This is a genomic window from Azospirillum soli, assembly GCF_017876165.1.
Lineage (GTDB): Bacteria > Pseudomonadota > Alphaproteobacteria > Azospirillales > Azospirillaceae > Azospirillum > Azospirillum soli.
In genome coordinates, this window is sequence record NZ_JAGINQ010000013.1 from 65,433 (window position 1) to 81,519 (window position 16,087).

Genomic DNA, 16,087 nt, shown 5'->3' on the forward strand with positions numbered 1-16,087 from the left:
CGACAATAGGCCCCATGGCCCCGGCTGGAGCCGAGGAGGCTCGGGCGAGCGTCCTGCTGGTGGACGACGATCCGGGCAACCTGTTCGCGCTGGAGCAGGCGTTGGCCTCGCTGGACGCCGACACGGTCAAGGCGGCGTCGGGGGAGGAGGCCTTGCGCCACCTCCTAAAGCGGGACTTCGCGCTGATCCTTCTGGACGTGCACCTGCCGGGCCTGGACGGCTACGAGGTGGCAGCCATGGTCCGGCAGCGCGAGCGCAACCGTCATGTGCCGATCATCTTCCTGTCCGGCGTGAACAAGGACGAGGGCCACTTCTTCCGGGGATATTCCGCGGGGGCGGTGGACTACATGCTGAAACCCGTGGACCCGACCATGCTGCGGTCGAAGGTCGCCGTCTTCGTGGACCTGTTCAACAAGTCCAGGGAGCTGCAACGGCAGGTCGCCATCAAGCAGAAGCTGCTGGACGACAACATCCGGGCCAAGGCCGAACGCAAGCTGGCCGAACAGGCGCTGCAGCGGGTGGAGGAGCGGCAGGCGGCCATCATCCGGGCGCTGCCCATCGCCATGTACAGCGTGGACCTGTCCTCCGGCGACGCCTTCGGTCCGGCCGGCCCGCAGTTCGTCGGCGAGATGGTCGAGCGGATCTGCGGCTTCCCCCCGCGTGAATTCGCGCAAGGGCCGGACTTCTGGAAGGACCGCATCCATCCCGACGACCGCGACCGCGTCCTGACGGAGGTGGTGGCGGCCCTGACCGGCGGCGCCTTCAGCATGGAGTACCGCTGGCGGTGCGCCGACGGGGCCTATCGCCACATCTTCGACCAGGGTGTGCTGGTTCGCTCGTCCACGGGGGCGCAGGAGATCGTCGGCACATGGCTGGACGTCACCGACCGGCGCCAGGCGGAGCAACAGCTTGCCCAGGTCCAGAAGATCGACGCGCTGGGCCAGCTGACCGGCGGGATCGCACACGATTTCAACAACATGCTCTCGGTCATCATCGGCAATCTGGAGCGTGTGCAGAAACACATGCGGGAGAGCGGGGAGCCGAAGATCGCCATGCGCGTGGACCTTGCCATGCAGGGCGCGCTGCGCTGTTCGGACCTGACACGCCAGCTGCTGACCTTCGCCCGAAAGCAAACGTTGCAGCTGGCGCCGCTCGACCTAAATGCCCTGGTCCGGGACATGATGCAGATGTTCCGCCGAACGCTGGAGGACGAGATCGAGATCACCACAAGGCTCGCCGCCGACCTCGGCGCGCTGGTCGTCGACCGGGCGCAGGTGGAGTCGATGCTGCTCAACCTCGTGGTCAACGCCCGCGACGCCATGCCCCAGGGCGGCACCATCACCATGGAGACCGGAAACCTGACGGTGACGGAGGAGGACCGGGGGGACTTCCCCGAGGCCGCCCCCGGCGCGTACGTCCGCCTGTCGGTCGCCGACACCGGCACCGGCATGACGCCGGAGGTGCGGGAGCGCGTCTTCGAACCCTTCTTCACCACCAAGGAGCTGGGGCGCGGCACCGGCCTCGGCCTCAGCATGATCTACGGCTTCGTCAAGCAGTCGGGCGGCGCGATTCGCATCGACAGCGAACCCGGCCGCGGAACGGCGGTGCACATCATCCTGCCGCGCGCGGCGGCGGACCTGCCGAAGCCGGTCTCCCCGGCAAGCGAGGAGGGCGACTGCCCGCCGGCCAAGCCCGGCGAGACCGTCCTGCTGGTCGAGGACGACCCCGGCGTTCGGGCCGTGGCCGTGGAGATGCTGCGCGACCTGGGCTATACGGTGGCGGAGGCGCCGGACGCGCGCGCCGCCCTAACCATGCTGGCCGGCGGGCAGGTGGCGGACCTGCTGTTCTCCGACATCGCCATGCCCGGCGGGATGAACGGCTTCGACCTTGCCGCCCACGCGGTGGTCGCCCGGCCAGGGCTGCGGGTCCTCTACGCCTCCGCCTATCCGGAGTTCGCGCTGGCCCGCAGCCGGGAGGCGAAGGTGGAGGCTCCGGTGCTTCAGAAACCCTACTATCGACATGAGCTGGCGCGGGCCGTCCGCGGCGTCCTCGACCAGCCGGTGGCAGCAGTGTTGTGCGAATGACCAGTCCAGACGAAACGAACCCGACCCGCGTCCTGATCATCGAGGACGAACCGCTGATCGTCCTCGACCTCCGCTCGATCCTGACCGAGTTGGGCTGCACCGTCTGCGCGGTCGCCGGCACGGCGGACGAGGCGGTCGCGGCCGCCAAGCGGCACACCCCCGACCTGATCCTGGCCGACATCCGCCTACCGGGACCGGTGGACGGCATTGACGCGGTGAAGATGATCCAGACCATCCGTCCCGTGCCGGTGCTGTTCGTCACCGGCAACTGGCGGGAGTTGCGGGCGCGCGGTCTGCCCGACGCCATGGCCATCGGCAAGCCCTTCCTGCCCGGCGTTCTGCGCCAAGCCATCACGACGGTGATCGGCAATGGCAACTGACCCCGGCGCGTCCCACGGCGTGTTCCCTGGGGCGTCGCCCGGGGCATCCCCTGGGGCATCCGAGGCGGGTTGGGGGGAGAGCCGGCGGTTGGCCCGGCGCCGGACCATCGTCGGTTACGCCTGTCTGGCCTGCCTTGGCTTCGTGGCGGCGGTGTTCGTGCTGTTCGCCTCGGCCAGCTACGACCGGGCGGTCAAGCGGGCCGAGCAGCAGGCGCACGACGCCGCCTTCTTCTTCGCCGACCACGGCTCCCGCCTGTTCGAGGCGGCCGACCTCGCCACCACCGAGGCCATCGCCGCCATGGAGAGCGAGGAGTGGGACAAGGTCGCCACCTCGCACCGGGCGGGACAGGCGCTGCAACGCCTCAGCGAACGCTTCCCCTACATCGACGCGCTGGTGCTGGTCGATGACCAGGGCCGCCTTCGTCTGGCCAGCAACAGCTTCCCGGCACCGGACGTGGACGTGGCGGACCGCCCCTATTTCACGACCCATCGCGACGGGCCGAGAGGCCTGTTCATCAGCCGGAGCCTGATCAGCCGGACCACGGCGCGTCCCGGCTTCGTCCTCAGCCGCGCCATCCGGGGCGAGCGGGGCGAGTTCCGGGGCATCGCCGCCAGCTACATCAGCGTCGATTACATGGCGGAGTTCTACCGGTCCATCACTCTGCCCTTCAATCCGACCATCACCCTGTTCCGCGACGACTTGAACCCCTTGGTCACCCACAAGTCGGAAGGCGTGAGCGGGGAGCCGTTCAGCCAGACCTTCAAGGGCGGCACCGTCCTGCGCAAGGCGCTGGCCGAAGAGGCGCGGGCCGATGGCACGCGTCCCGGACCGACGACCGTTCAGGGCGTGGAGGACGGCCGAACCCTGATCATCAGCTACGCCCGTGTGGACAGCGTGCCGCTCTACATCAGCGCCGCGATCGACCGGGACGAGGTGCGGGCGGTTTGGCTGGACGAAACCCGCGTGCCCGGCATTTCGGCGGCGGTGGCGCTGGCGGCGCTCGGCGCGCTGACGGTGCTGGTCTTCCGGCAGGCGCGTGACGACGAACGCGCCAAGCGTATGCTGGAACGCGAGGTCGGCGCCCGCACCGCCGACCTGCGCAGCGCCAACGCCCAGCTGGAGGTGCTGATGCAGGAGGTGCACCACCGGGTGAAGAACAACCTGCAGGTCATTTCCAGCATGCTGCGCCTGCAGTCGGTCCAGGTCAGCGACGACGCCGTGCGCCGCGCCTTCGAGGATTCGGTCAACCGCGTCCACGCCATGAGCCTCGTCCACGAAATGCTGAGCGGGGGTGGCGACCGCACGCGGCTGGAATTCCACGAATACCTCCAGGATCTGACCGACCGGCTGCGCGATTCCTACGGCGGCAACGACCGGGTTACCGTGTCCATCGAGTGCGAGGACTTCTCGCTCGACATGAACCAGGGGATCCAGCTGGGCCTGATCGTCAACGAGATCTTCTCCAACGCGCTGAAACACGGCTTTCCCCAGGGGCGCGCGGGCTCGTTGCGCATCGCGCTGGCCCGGCGGGGCACCCGAGGCCGGCTGACCATCGAGGATGACGGCGCCGGCCTGCCACCGGATTTCGACTGGCGTTCGGCGAGCAGCCTGGGCTTGCAGATCGTGCAGTCGTTGGTCACCAAGCTGGGCGGCGAGGCCAGTCTGGTGAGCGACGGGCTGACGCGCTTCACGCTGACCTTCCCGCTGCGGACGGCGGCGGGATCGGGTTCGGCGGAGGGGGCGGTCAAGACGGCGGTGGTGACTGGTTAACGGGCGGTGGATTTGCCCATTGTGCACCGTTGTGCAGATTCTGGCGTTTCCGGAATCTGCACAACGGCGTTTTTGGGATGATTCGCGTGTGTGGGTAATGGGTTAGAGAGGTTTGTTTGCGTGCTTCCGTTGTGCAGTCGGTGCACAACGATGAGTGCACGAATGAACTGTGTGGCGTTAACCAGTGCAGCATCGTGCAACAGTTTGCCGATGAGTGTTGTGTTGGTTGATGGCTTTTTTCTCTCTTTGGGTGCGGGGTGGGCTGCACACCCATGCCGTGTTCCAGGGGCTTGGAGCCTATCCGCTTCCGTCATGCCCGGACTTGATCCGGGCATGACGATGAGAAGACGTACTTGACCTCAGACAGACACTCACGGGGCGATTGGACCAAGCCCGGTCACGATGATCGAGGGCCGCATCCGATGGAGCGCCGGTCCTGGCGCAAATCGTCCGTTGATGGCGAAAGCGTAGCGAAAAAATAAGAACAAAACAAGAATACACAGTCAGGAGTTCAGGACCCGCCGCACGGTCTCGTAAAGGCCGATCCGGCGCAGGGCTTGCTGGAGCGCGGCGCGGACCGGGGCGGGGAGGTTGGTGAAGCGGCGGGGTTCGATGCCGGCGCGGCGGGTCTTGCCGAAGGGGATGGACTCGTCGTAGGCGACGCGGCGCGCACTCACCAACTGGCGGTCGGTGTCGTAGATGAAGTAGGTGGCGCGGCGTTCGGACGTGCGGGGCTCGCCGATGGTGCCGGGATTCAGCAGGTAGTAGGAACCTTCGCGCAACGGCACCTCGTCGAGGTCGCGGTGCGTCCACACCGTGCCGTCGCGGTATTCGTGGATGCCCATGCGGTGGGTGTGGCCATAGGCGCAGACGCGGGCGCCGGAGGGGTGCTTCATCAAGGCCTGGAAGGTCAGCAGGCGGCGCTCGTCATTGTCGAGGCGGACCACCTCGCAGCCGACGTCCGGGTGCAGGGCGCCGTGCACGACGACCAGGTGGTGGTCGATGTTGGCTTTGAGCGGAAGGCTCGACAGCCAGGCGATCACGTCGGGCGCCAGGCGCCGGCGCGTCCAGGAAATGGCTCGGATGGCCGCGGCGCTGAAGCCGTCGGTGCTGATCTGGCGGGTGACGGCACGGTCGTGGTTGCCGGCGATGCACTGCGCGCCAGCCTCGCGCAGAAGGGCCACGCATTCGGTCGGGTCGGTGTTGTATCCGACGATGTCGCCCAGGCAGACGATGCGGTCCACGCCTTCCGCCGCCATGGCGTCGAGGGTGGCTTGCAAAGCCTCAAGATTGGCGTGAATGTCCGAGATGAGCGCGATCTTCATGGGGATGCCTTCACCGGAGAATGGCCGTCCCGCGCACGCGACGGCAGGACGCGCGCCGCCATGTTCCGCAGGAAGGGCATCGGGTCGTTCCAGGTGATGGCCTTCGCCTCGCACCGCAGGACCCAGGGCAGCCACGCGGACATCGGCACGCCGCTTTCCTTGGCGGCGAGGCGGTCCTTGGTGACGTGGCACCAGCAGGCGCCCGGCCGCGCGCGGCCCATGGCCGGGCGGGGCTGGCCGGTGGCGTCGGCGAAGACCAGGGCCGGCAGGTTCAGCCCGGCGACCGCGCCCAGATGGTGCCAGAGGTTGAAGCGCGGGTTGACCTCCAGAAGGTGGAGGGTGCCGTCCGGGGCGCGCTTGAAGTCGAACTTGGCGACGCCACGCAGGTTCAACCGCTCGGTGAGGGAGCGACCCAGCGCCGCCACGTCGGGCTCGTCGGTGATGGTCAACGCGGTGCTGTGGCCGTAGGCGACGGGGTAGGTGCGGATCTTGCGCCCGGTGAATTCCCCGGCGATGGAGCCGCGCCCGTCCACATAGACGTGATAGCTCTCGATCCGGGTTTCGGGGCCGGGGATCATCTCCTGCACCAGCAGGTCCATGCCGACCTCGACCAGACGCGGCCAAAGAGCGCGCAACTCGTCGAGGGAGTCCAACTGAATGGCCTTGCCGAAGCCCTCGGTCTCGTCCCAGCTCTTGCGGCGGGTCAAGGGCTTGACGATGACCGGGAAGCGCAGGTCGAGGCGGTCGGGGGCGGGTTCCCGCGCCGGATACAGGCGGCGGGTCGCCGGGACCGGCAGGCCGAGCCGCTCGGCCAACGCTTGAAAGCGACTTTTGTCCACCAGATCCTCGACCAGTTCCGCGTCGGCGATGGTGAAGCGGAAGGCCTGGGACAGGCGCTCGCGATTGCGGGACACCAGGAGAAGCTGCGCGTCGTCCTGGTAGAAGAGGACGGGCGGTTCGGCCTGCGCGCGGCCGAACTGGACCAGGGCGTCCAGAAGGCCGTTCGGCTTTTCCGCGCTGTCCTCCCGCACCAGGGCGGCGTGGGTGTAGCGGGAATGGAGGGCCGGGCTGCCGGGGTGCGTGACCACGGCGCAGCGGATGCCCGCGAGGCCGAGGGGGCGCACCATGTCAAGATCGCCCATGACGCACGCCAAGGCACTTGGCAAAGCACTCGGGGAAAACGCCTTGTTCATGGTGCGGCCTGTCGCGGTTGTGCCGTGGGGAGGTTAGGTAAGCGTTTCCATCGTCCGCGCGAAGGCGGGGATTCTGGGCAATCCGGTCGCGGCAATCCGGTTGGTTCGGAGGTCACCGATTTGACGACCGCCGATTTGACGATCACCGGTTCGCGGGGGCGAGGCGGGGGCGGGGCAGGCGCTTCATCAGCTCGGTCAGGCCCGCCTTGGCTTGGCGGAGTCTGGCGTCGATCTGGCGGGTCAGCCGGTCGGGGCCCAGCGCGATCCAGTTCATCGGCTGTTCGGCGTTGGACAGAAGCGGCTTGTGACCGGCCGGCGTGGACATGAAGTCGTAGGCGGGCTCGCCGCGCTTCAGCGTGTCCTCGATGGCCAGGACGTGGCTGACGATGCCGGGCTTCAGCCGCTTGTCGGCCTCATAGGCGAAGCCGCCCTGATAATTCAGCACCCGGCCGCGATGGACGAAGTTGTGCAGGAAGCCGATAGGTTCCCCGCCGACGCTGATCCGGCACAGCCGCACCGCGCCGGCCGGGACGCCGTCGCGGATCAGTTGCTCGTGAAAAGGCCGGAAGACCGGGTTGGCGAAGGCGCCGGACTGTCCCCGCGCGGTCCAGCTGGTCTGGTGCAGAACCTCCATGGCGCGGAAGTCGTCCAGCGCTTCCCCGACCGTGGAGGCGACCCGATATTCCAGCGCGCCGCGTTCGGCGTAGAGGCGCATGGCGCGCTTCACCGCCGCGCGGGTGTTCTTGCCGAGCGTGGCGAGATAGTCCCCGCCACACGCGCGGACGCCGTCGAGGTCCACCCATTGGGTGCTGTCGGCCATGCGGACCTGTAGCGTGTGGCCGAGTCGGGCGGCGGCGCGGCGGACGGCGGTCTCGGCGGCCGGTTCCAGCCCGCCCAGGACCAGTTCGTCCCAGTTGGTCAGGCGGCGCCCCAGCCATTCGAAACAGGCGCTGAGCACCGCCTCGGCGCAAGCGCGGTCGGCGAGGATGCCGTTGTACTCCATGAACAGGCGGTCGAAGGCGCGCTCGCCGGTTTCGTGCAGCAGCCAGCAGCGCGTGCGCAGCACCCCGAAGCGCCAGAGCGTGCGCGGGCACAACAGCGCCAGCCCGATCACGCGGCCATGGCGGTGCGCCACCAGCACATGCGGGCGCGTGCGGGCGGGCAGGAACGCCAGCCATGTCCCGATCCAGTGCCAGGACAGGAAGAACGAACCGTCGGCGCGCGCTTCGAGGTCGGTCCAAAGCTCCTTCAGAGTGTCGATGCGGTTCGCGGGAAGAAGTTCGATGTCGATGTCCTGATCGTCGGCCTCAGGAAGAATCCTCATGTCCATGGGCGCGGTCTCTCTCCGTCGGGCGGTGCGGGGGGCGGGAGATACGTCGATGAGGCGGCGAAGAGGTTTACAGGACGGGTGAGGCCGATGGGCGTCCAAGTGTTGCCGGATTCATGTGTGGTTCCCCCTGTCCAATGGATTGCTGGCATTATGCACAAACACATGGGGCAACAACGCAGCCGCGAAAGCCGTGTTGCGGCGTTCCGGCGGGGGACTCCGTCAGAGGCGGCCGGGGAGCCGGAAGGGATGGGACCGGGAGGATGCGGGGTGGCCGTTCCGGGGCGTGATCCAACCCTCAGGACATCGCCCGTTCGATGTCGCGGCTGTTCAGATGCAGGCTGGAGTCGGGCGGAAGGTTGCGGGCGGCGATCTTGCGGGTTGCCGCCTTATGGAAGGCTGCGCGGTGACGGGCGAAGTGGGCGAGGCAGTCGGCGGGCGTGGGGGTGTGGCCGAGCAGGGTGCGGAAGGCGAGGCGGTGCACGGCGCAATGGCCCCGGTGGCCCGGCGGGATGAAGGTCAGGGCGTCGATGCCGGCGCGCCATTCGGCGTGGGGAAGGGCGGCGTCTGGAGAAGAGGTGTTTTCCGGCACCGGTGGAACTTTCGCGGTCAAAGAAAAAAGGACGCTTGCCATACGCCGCCGTGTCGAGTATACGACGGCTCCCTTCGTTGGGAGCGGCGCGGGCGTAGCTCAGGGGTAGAGCACAACCTTGCCAAGGTTGGGGTCGAGGGTTCGAATCCCTTCGCCCGCTCCATTTACAGCGAAGCGATGCATCGAAAAAGGGCGGCCGGTTGGCCGCCCTTTTCGTTTTCACCCTCATACGGTCGGCGGATGATCACTTCCAGTACCCGCCGACCGTGAAACCCGGCATTGATCGAAAGGGTGATGCGGACGAAGCCTTCAGGCCGGCCGTATCACCAGAGGAGGAGGGACAGTTCGTAGAACAGCGCGCCCACGACGGCGGTCGCGGGCAGGGTGATGACCCAGGCGATGACGATGCTCTGCGCCAGACCCCAGCGGACGGCGCTGGTGCGGCGGGTGGCGCCGACGCCGATGATCGCGCCGGTGATGGTGTGGGTCGTGCTGACCGGAACGCCCATCCAGGTGGCGGCGAACAGGGTGATGGCGCCGCCGGTTTCCGCGCAGGCGCCGTGCACCGGCTTCAGCTCCGTCAGCTTGGAGCCCATGGTCTTCACGATGCGCCAGCCGCCGAACAGCGTGCCCAGGCCCATCGCCGCCTGGCAGGTGATGACCACCCAGAAGGGAACGTGGAAGGTCGGCCCCAGCATCCCCTGCGAATAGAGCAGAACGGCGATGATGCCCATGGTCTTCTGCGCGTCGTTGCCGCCGTGCCCGAGGCTGTAGAGCGAGGCGGAGACGATCTGCAGGTTGCGGAAGATCTTGTCGACCATGAAGGGCGTCGTCCGCACGAACAGCCAGGACACGACGACCATCAGCGTGCTGGCCAGCAGGAAACCGACCACCGGCGAGACCACAATGGCGCTGGCCGTCTTGATGAGGCCGGAGGCGACGATGGCGTCGAGCCCCGCCTTCGCCACGCCGGCCCCGACCAGCCCGCCGATCAGCGCGTGGGAGGAACTGGACGGGATGCCCAGCCACCAAGTGAACAGGTTCCAGACAATGGCCCCCATCAGGGCGCCGAAGATGACGTTGGCGTCCACGACGCCGGCGCCCACGATGCCCGTTCCGATGGTCTGCGCCACGTGCAGGCCGAAGAACAGGAAGGCGATGAAGTTGAAGAAGGCGGCCATCGCCACGGCGGTGCGCGGCGACAGCACGCGGGTGGAGACGACCGTGGCGATGGAGTTGGCCGCGTCGTGCAGGCCGTTCAGGAAATCGAAGAGAAGGGCGACGCCGACAAGCCCGATGACGATGGGCAGGGCGAGGGTGGCGGCTTCCATGGGGTCAGACCTGTTCGACGATGATGCCGTCGATGGTGTCGGCCACGTCCTCGCAAGCATCGAGAACGCTTTCCAGCAGCTCCACGATCTCGCGCTGGAGCGCGTGGCGGTGGGTGATGGGGGCGTCCAGCCCGCCGCTCTCCTCCCGCAGGCGATGCTTGGCCTCGCGCAGGAGGCGGTCGCCCTCGCTCTCGATCCGGGAGATCTCGCTGGTCATGGCTTGCAGCTGTTCGACGTGCTTCGGAATGGCGCGCAGCATCGGCACGCCTTCGGCCAGCAGGTTGGCGCAGCGCACGATGGCGTCGGCCTGGGCGTGCATTTCCTTCGTGAAGTCGGTGAAGCCGGCCTCCACGAGGTGGCGCGCCGTTTCCTCGATCAGGTCGAGGACGTCGTCCATCCGCTTGCCGAGTTCCTGGATGTCCGACCGGTCGAAGGGAACGATGAAGGTGCGGTGGACGGCGAGCTGCACTTCCTTTTCGATGGCGTCGGCTTCGCTTTCGACCCGGCGGATGGTGCGGAACCATTCCTCCAGATCGCCTTCGCCGCGCATCATCGTCCGCAGCGCGTCGGCGCCGGTGACGATCTTCCGAGCGTGTTCGGCGAAGAGGTCGAAGAATCGCTCCTCGCGCGGCATCAGGGCTCGGAACAGGTTCAACATGCGTGGGTCTCCAATGACACTACCCAATGAGACCGGACCCAATGCGTGCAGGCCGGTTCCGCGCGTGATGTATCACCACGGACGGAAATAGGGAGTCATAAAAGTGTCACGCCGCCCGCGCGCCCGCCGAATTCCGCGAGCGCCCGAGCGGGCTGCGCGCGAAAGACCGGTGATTTGCGGGCGCGCGCCGCTTATTCTGCGGCCACGGATCAACAGGGACGGGTGCGCGCGTGAGCGGAGCGACGGGCGGGGAAACGCAGGTGGGGCTGGCGGTCGCCATCGTTTCGGTCACCGCCGGGGCGGGAACTGGAGCGGTGCCGCGCGTCGTGACCGTCCGCAGCGGGTTTGAGATCCCCGAATCGCACCGCCGTGGCGACGAGCCCCTGCCGCACCGCGACGCCTTGCCGGGCGCCCCCTTCGAGCCGGAGCGGTTCCGCACGTTGCAGGACGGGGTGCGCGCGGTGGCCGAGGACACCGCCGGGCTGGCGTTGCGCTATGTGGAGCAGCTCTACACCTTCGGCGACCGCCACCGCGACCCGCACGAGCTGTTCGGCGGCCCGCGCTCCATAGTGGTCGGCTATCTGGCGCTGGTGCGGCAGGACCCGCTGCGCGGCGCCGGGGCGGCGTGGCACGACCTGTACGAGTTCTTCCCCTGGGAGGACTGGCGCGACGAGCGGCCGCACCTGCTGGACACGGTCATCGTGCCGGCGCTGGAGCGCTGGGTGGCGGCGGCCCCCGACGAGGCGTCCCGCGCCCGCCGGGGCGAGCGTGCGGGCTTGGCCTTCGCGCTGGACGGGGCGGCGTGGGACGCGGAGCGCGTGCTGGAACGCTACGAGCTGCTGTACGAGGCCGGGCTGGTGGTCGAAGCCTTCCGCGACCGCGACCTCGCGCGCCGGGCCGGCGTCGAGGGGGCCATGGAAGGGATGGGGGCGGGACGCGTGGACATGCCGCGTGCGCTCGGCCGGCCGATGGCGCGGGACGGGCGGCGCGTGCTGGCGACTGCGCTGGAGCGGCTGCGCGGCAAGCTGAAGTACCGGCCCATCGTGTTCGAACTGCTGCCCCCGACCTTCACCCTGCACCAGCTGCAACAGGTGGTGGAGGCGCTGTCGGGCGAGCGGGTGCACAAGCAGAACTTTCGCCGCCTGATGATCTCCGGCGGGTTGGTGGAGCCGACCGGTCAGTTCGAGAGCCAGACCGGCGGGCGCCCCGCCGAACTCTACCGCTTCCGCCGTTCCGCGATTCTGGAGCGGACCAGCACCGGAGCCGTCCCGGCGCCCGAATGACGTTCAATAATAAGGGGGAACACTGCGATGCCAGACTTTGACAGCACCGGCTTTGACAGCACCTGCGACCTGTACGACCGTTTCGAGAAGACCGCCCGCGTGGCCGACCCGGTGTTCCGCGACTTCGGCCAACGCCGCAAGTTCGCTGGCGAGGCCGTGACCATCAAGTGCTTCGAGGACAACTCGCGCGTCAAGGAAACGCTGGGCACGCCGGGCAAGGGCAAGGTGCTGGTCGTGGACGGCGGCGGCAGCCTGCGCGCCGCCCTGATGGGCGACCTGATCGCCAAGGACGCGGTGAAGAACGGTTGGGAAGGCGTGGTGATCCACGGCTGCGTGCGCGACGCGGCGGTGCTGGCGACGCTGGATTTGGGCATCAAGGCCGTGGCCGCCATCCCGCGTAAGACCGTGCGGAACGGCGAAGGGCAGGCCGGGCTGCCGGTGAACGTGGCGGGGATCCGGGTGAATCCGGGGGATCTGGTGTTCGCGGACGAGGACGGCGTGCTGGTGCTGGCGGCGGAGGAGTTCGGGGCGGCGGCCTGACGCCGCCGGATCAGCCTGAAACCTTCTGCCAGCCCAATTTCTGGTAGCGGTATTCCAGGATGGTCGGCGTCGCGAAGGCATAGCCGAACCAGACGCCGACCACCATCAGGGCGCCGCTGGGCCACAGCAGCAGGCCGACGATCGACAGCACCGCGTGGATCGCGGCATGAAGCCACAGGCTTTTCGACGCGAAGTAGAAGGGGCCGGTCAGGAACGCTCGGACGCCGTCCCGGTTGGACACGGCCTCCTTCTGCCCGGTGGTGGGGTTTTCGAAGACCATCGCCGATGAGGCCGTCGCCATGCTCGTCTCCTTGGCTTGCGAAACCAATTCTGAGGAATCCCGCCGCACCCGTCGATGCCGCCGCGGAGTTTTCCCGCATCGTGGTATGGCTGTCCGGGGAACGGGGTTAAGGGCTTGAAGGGGCTGAATTGTTTTTGCGCGAGTCTCCCAGAGTGATACCGAAGACGTTTGATGGCTTCCATCAAACGTCTTCGGTTCAATGAGAAAGCCCCCGCCGGGAAACCGGCGGGGGCTTTTCATTTGTCGGGCGCGCCATAGGCGAGCCCCCACCCTGACCCTCCCCCGCTTCGCAGGGGAGGGAAATAGGGGTGCTTAGGCGTCGACCGCCTCGGCGACCTGGGCGAAGGCCGGGATCTGGTCGAAGTTCATGTAGCGGTAGATGTCGCCTGCCTTCTGGTTCACGACATTGACCTGCTCCAGATACTCGGCCGGGGTCGGCAGCTTGCCCAGCAGGGCGGCGACGGCGGCCAGCTCGGCGGAGCCGAGGTAGACGCGGGTGTCGATGCCCAGGCGGTTCGGGAAGTTGCGGGTCGAGGTCGAGATGGCCGTGGAGCCCTTGCGGATCTGCGCCTGGTTGCCCATGCACAGCGAACAGCCCGGCATCTCCATGCGCGCACCCGACTTGCCGAGAACGCTGTAATAGCCTTCCTCGGTCAGGATCTGGGCGTCCATCTTGGTCGGCGGGGCGATCCACAGGCGGGTCGGGATGTCGGTCTTGCCTTCCAGGACCTTACCGGCCGCGCGGAAGTGGCCGATGTTGGTCATGCACGAACCGATGAAGACCTCGTCGATCTTGTCGCCGGCAACCTCGGACAGCAGCTTCACGTCGTCCGGGTCGTTCGGGCAGGCGACGATCGGCTCCTTGATGTCGGCCAGATCGATCTCGATAACCGCCGCGTACTCGGCATCGGCGTCCGGCTCCAGCAGGTTCGGGTTGGCGATCCAGCTCTCCATCGCCTTGATGCGGCGGCCAAGCGTGCGGGCGTCCTCGTACCCGTTCGCGATCATCCACTTCATCAGGGTGATGTTGGAGCGCATGTACTCGATGATCGGCTCCTTGTTGAGCCGAACGGTGCAGGCGGCGGCGGAACGCTCGGCCGAGGCGTCGGACAGCTCGAACGCCTGCTCCACCTTCAGGTCGGGCAGACCCTCGATCTCCAGGATGCGGCCGGAGAAGATGTTCTTCTTGCCCTTCTTCTCCACCGTCAGCAGGCCTTGGCGGATGGCGTAGAGCGGGATCGCGTTGACGAGGTCACGCAGGGTGACGCCCGGCTGAAGCTCGCCCTTGAAGCGGACCAGAACGCTCTCCGGCATGTCCAGCGGCATGACGCCGGTGGCGGCGGCGAAGGCGACGAGACCCGAGCCGGCCGGGAAGGAGATGCCGATGGGGAAGCGGGTGTGCGAGTCACCGCCGGTGCCCACGGTGTCCGGCATCAGCAGGCGGTTCAGCCAGGAGTGGATGACACCGTCGCCCGGACGCAGGGCGACGCCGCCGCGCGTGGCGATGAAGGACGGCAGCTCCTGGTGCATCTTCACGTCCACCAGCTTCGGATAAGCGGCGGTGTGGCAGAAGGACTGCATGACGAGGTCGGCGGAGAAGCCCAGGCAGGCCAGATCCTTCAGCTCGTCGCGGGTCATCGGGCCGGTGGTGTCCTGCGACCCCACCGTGGTCATCTTCGGCTCGCAATAGGTGCCCGGACGGATACCCTTGCCCTCCGGCAGACCGCAGGCGCGGCCGACCATCTTCTGGGCCAGCGAGAAGCCCTTGCCGCTGTCGGACGGCGAGGACGGCAGGCGGAACAGGGTGGACGGAGCCAGACCCAGCGCCTCGCGGGCGCGGCCGGTCAGGCCACGGCCGATGATCAGCGGGATGCGGCCGCCGGCGCGGACCTCGTCGAAGATCACGTCGGACTTGACCTTGAACTCGGCGATGACTTCGCCGTTCTTCAGGGCCTTGCCGTCATAGGGGCGCAGCTCGATGACGTCGCCCGTCTCCATCTTGGAAACGTCGAGTTCGATCGGCAGAGCGCCCGCGTCTTCCATCGTGTTGTAGAAGATCGGGGCGATCTTGGAGCCCAGGCACACGCCGCCGAAACGCTTGTTCGGGACGAAGGGGATGTCCTCGCCGGTGAACCACAGGACCGAGTTGGTCGCCGACTTGCGCGAGGAGCCGGTGCCGACCACGTCGCCGACGTAGGCGACGAGGTTGCCCTTGGCCTTGAGCGCCTCAAGCTGCTTCACGGGGCCGCGAACGCCCGGCTCCTCCGGCTCGATGCCGGGGCGCGGGTTCTTCAGCATGGCCAGCGCGTGCAGCGGGATGTCCGGGCGCGACCAGGCGTCCGGGGCCGGCGACAGGTCGTCGGTGTTGGTCTCGCCGGAAACCTTGAAGATGGTCAGCGTGAGGCTGGCCGGGACTTCCGGACGGGAGGTGAACCACTCCGCATCGGCCCAGGACTGGAGGACGGCCTTGGCGTTGGCGTTGCCCTGGTCGGCCAGTTCCTTGACGTCGTGGAAGTAGTCGAACATCAGGAGCGTGGTCTTCAGGCCGGCCGCGGCGGCGGCGCCGCACTCGGCGTCGGCCAGCAGCTCGATCAGCGGCTTGATGTTGAAGCCGCCGAGCATGGTGCCCAGCAGTTCGGTGGCCTTGACCTTGGAAATCAGCGGCGAGGAGTCCGTGCCCTTGGCGATCGCGGCCAGGAAGGCGGCCTTGACCTTGGCGGCGTCGTCGACGCCCGCCGGGACGCGGTGGGTGATCAGATCGACCAGGAACTGCTCTTCGCCCTGGGGAGGAGTCTTGAGGAGACCGACCAGCTCCTCGGTCTGCTTGGCGGTAAGCGGCAGGGGCGGAATGCCGAGCGCGGCACGCTCAGCGACATGCTGGCGGTAAGCTTCAAGCACGGTTCGATCCTCTCATTCCAAGGTTACTGACAGACGTGGGTTCCCCCGGACCTGGGGTCCCGCGCCGCCGCTGCCCGACTTGTCCGTCCGGCACCTTCCCATGCCGAGGGACAAAAAATGGAAGCGCAGAACACGAAACCCCATGCCGCCGATCCCTCGTGCGAGAAGGATCCACCGCGGAACGCAGGTTTCTTACGTCGCCGCCCCGTCATCGTCAAGTTGACGCGCGATTCTCGCTTCGGTTTTCAGTCCGTGGCCATAGAAGTGGTATTACAACTTGCTCGGGACGGGGCAGGAGAGGGGCGTCTTTCCCTAATGGCGTCATGATCGCCGCAAGGATCCCGCGCGTTCGCTTTCTTGGAATGCCTTGGTCGGAGACCTGAACAAAAGGGCGTTTGGGGCGT

At 67.6% G+C, this 16,087-nt stretch carries 13 protein-coding genes and 1 tRNA gene; 6 read left to right on the forward strand and 8 right to left on the reverse strand.

All coding sequences use genetic code 11. The features are described from left to right. Window positions 1-14: 14 nt before the first annotated feature. The 3 genes from J2852_RS19785 to J2852_RS19795 all read left to right on the forward strand — a co-directional run bounded on the left by J2852_RS19785 (window position 15) and on the right by J2852_RS19795 (window position 4,235). Window positions 15-2,084 carry a response regulator gene (locus tag J2852_RS19785; protein WP_246499862.1) on the forward strand — a complete coding sequence of 690 codons (2,070 nt, stop codon included), beginning with the start codon at window positions 15-17 and terminating at the stop codon, window positions 2,082-2,084. Further along, entirely contained in the window at window positions 2,081-2,464 is a 384-nt protein-coding gene (locus J2852_RS19790; RefSeq protein WP_209878717.1) for a response regulator, read from the forward strand. Before J2852_RS19785 ends, J2852_RS19790 begins: the two co-directional genes overlap by 4 nt. 88 nt (window positions 2,465-2,552) lie before the next feature. Next, entirely contained in the window at window positions 2,553-4,235 is a 1,683-nt protein-coding gene (locus J2852_RS19795) for a sensor histidine kinase (RefSeq protein ID WP_209878719.1), read from the forward strand. Between the two features lie 503 nt (window positions 4,236-4,738). Here the strand turns inward: J2852_RS19795 and J2852_RS19800 are convergent. The 4 genes from J2852_RS19800 to J2852_RS19815 form a co-directional block, all read right to left on the reverse strand. Next, the gene (locus tag J2852_RS19800; protein ID WP_209878721.1) at window positions 4,739-5,560 is read right to left on the reverse strand and encodes a metallophosphoesterase family protein; all 822 of its coding nucleotides are present in this window, start codon (window positions 5,558-5,560) and stop codon (window positions 4,739-4,741) included. Beyond that, on the reverse strand, window positions 5,557-6,702 hold the full coding sequence (locus J2852_RS19805; RefSeq protein ID WP_246499863.1) for a carboxylate--amine ligase: 1,146 nt from the start codon (window positions 6,700-6,702) through the stop codon (window positions 5,557-5,559). Before J2852_RS19805 ends, J2852_RS19800 begins: the two co-directional genes overlap by 4 nt. Before the next feature lie 193 nt (window positions 6,703-6,895). Further along, a complete protein-coding gene (locus J2852_RS19810; protein ID WP_246499864.1) occupies window positions 6,896-8,077 on the reverse strand; it encodes a GNAT family N-acetyltransferase in 1,182 nt (393 codons plus the stop codon). Between the two features lie 301 nt (window positions 8,078-8,378). Further along, a complete protein-coding gene (locus tag J2852_RS19815) occupies window positions 8,379-8,672 on the reverse strand; it encodes a DUF1488 family protein (RefSeq protein ID WP_343206783.1) in 294 nt (97 codons plus the stop codon). An 88-nt stretch (window positions 8,673-8,760) separates the two neighbouring features. On the opposite strand from J2852_RS19815, the gene J2852_RS19820 reads away from it, so the two are divergent. Then, window positions 8,761-8,835, forward strand: a tRNA-Gly gene (locus J2852_RS19820). A 160-nt stretch (window positions 8,836-8,995) separates the two neighbouring features. Here the strand turns inward: J2852_RS19820 and J2852_RS19825 are convergent. After that, window positions 8,996-10,003 carry an inorganic phosphate transporter gene (locus J2852_RS19825; RefSeq protein WP_209878728.1) on the reverse strand — a complete coding sequence of 336 codons (1,008 nt, stop codon included), beginning with the start codon at window positions 10,001-10,003 and terminating at the stop codon, window positions 8,996-8,998. Between the two features lie 4 nt (window positions 10,004-10,007). Next, window positions 10,008-10,661 carry a DUF47 domain-containing protein gene (locus J2852_RS19830; protein ID WP_209878730.1) on the reverse strand — a complete coding sequence of 218 codons (654 nt, stop codon included), beginning with the start codon at window positions 10,659-10,661 and terminating at the stop codon, window positions 10,008-10,010. A 230-nt stretch (window positions 10,662-10,891) separates the two neighbouring features. On the opposite strand from J2852_RS19830, the gene J2852_RS19835 reads away from it, so the two are divergent. Both J2852_RS19835 and rraA read left to right on the forward strand, forming a co-directional pair. Next, entirely contained in the window at window positions 10,892-11,944 is a 1,053-nt protein-coding gene (locus tag J2852_RS19835) for an NUDIX hydrolase (RefSeq protein ID WP_343206784.1), read from the forward strand. Window positions 11,945-11,971: 27 nt separating this feature from the next. After that, window positions 11,972-12,484, forward strand: a complete 513-nt coding sequence (gene rraA, locus J2852_RS19840; protein ID WP_209878732.1) for a ribonuclease E activity regulator RraA — start codon at window positions 11,972-11,974, stop codon at window positions 12,482-12,484. A gap of 10 nt (window positions 12,485-12,494) precedes the next feature. On the opposite strand, the gene J2852_RS19845 is transcribed toward rraA, so the two are convergent. Continuing rightward, a complete protein-coding gene (locus J2852_RS19845; RefSeq protein ID WP_209878733.1) occupies window positions 12,495-12,785 on the reverse strand; it encodes a hypothetical protein in 291 nt (96 codons plus the stop codon). A 312-nt stretch (window positions 12,786-13,097) separates the two neighbouring features. Beyond that, a complete protein-coding gene (gene acnB, locus J2852_RS19850; protein ID WP_209878735.1) occupies window positions 13,098-15,683 on the reverse strand; it encodes a bifunctional aconitate hydratase 2/2-methylisocitrate dehydratase in 2,586 nt (861 codons plus the stop codon). Between the last annotated feature and the right edge of the window lie 404 nt (window positions 15,684-16,087).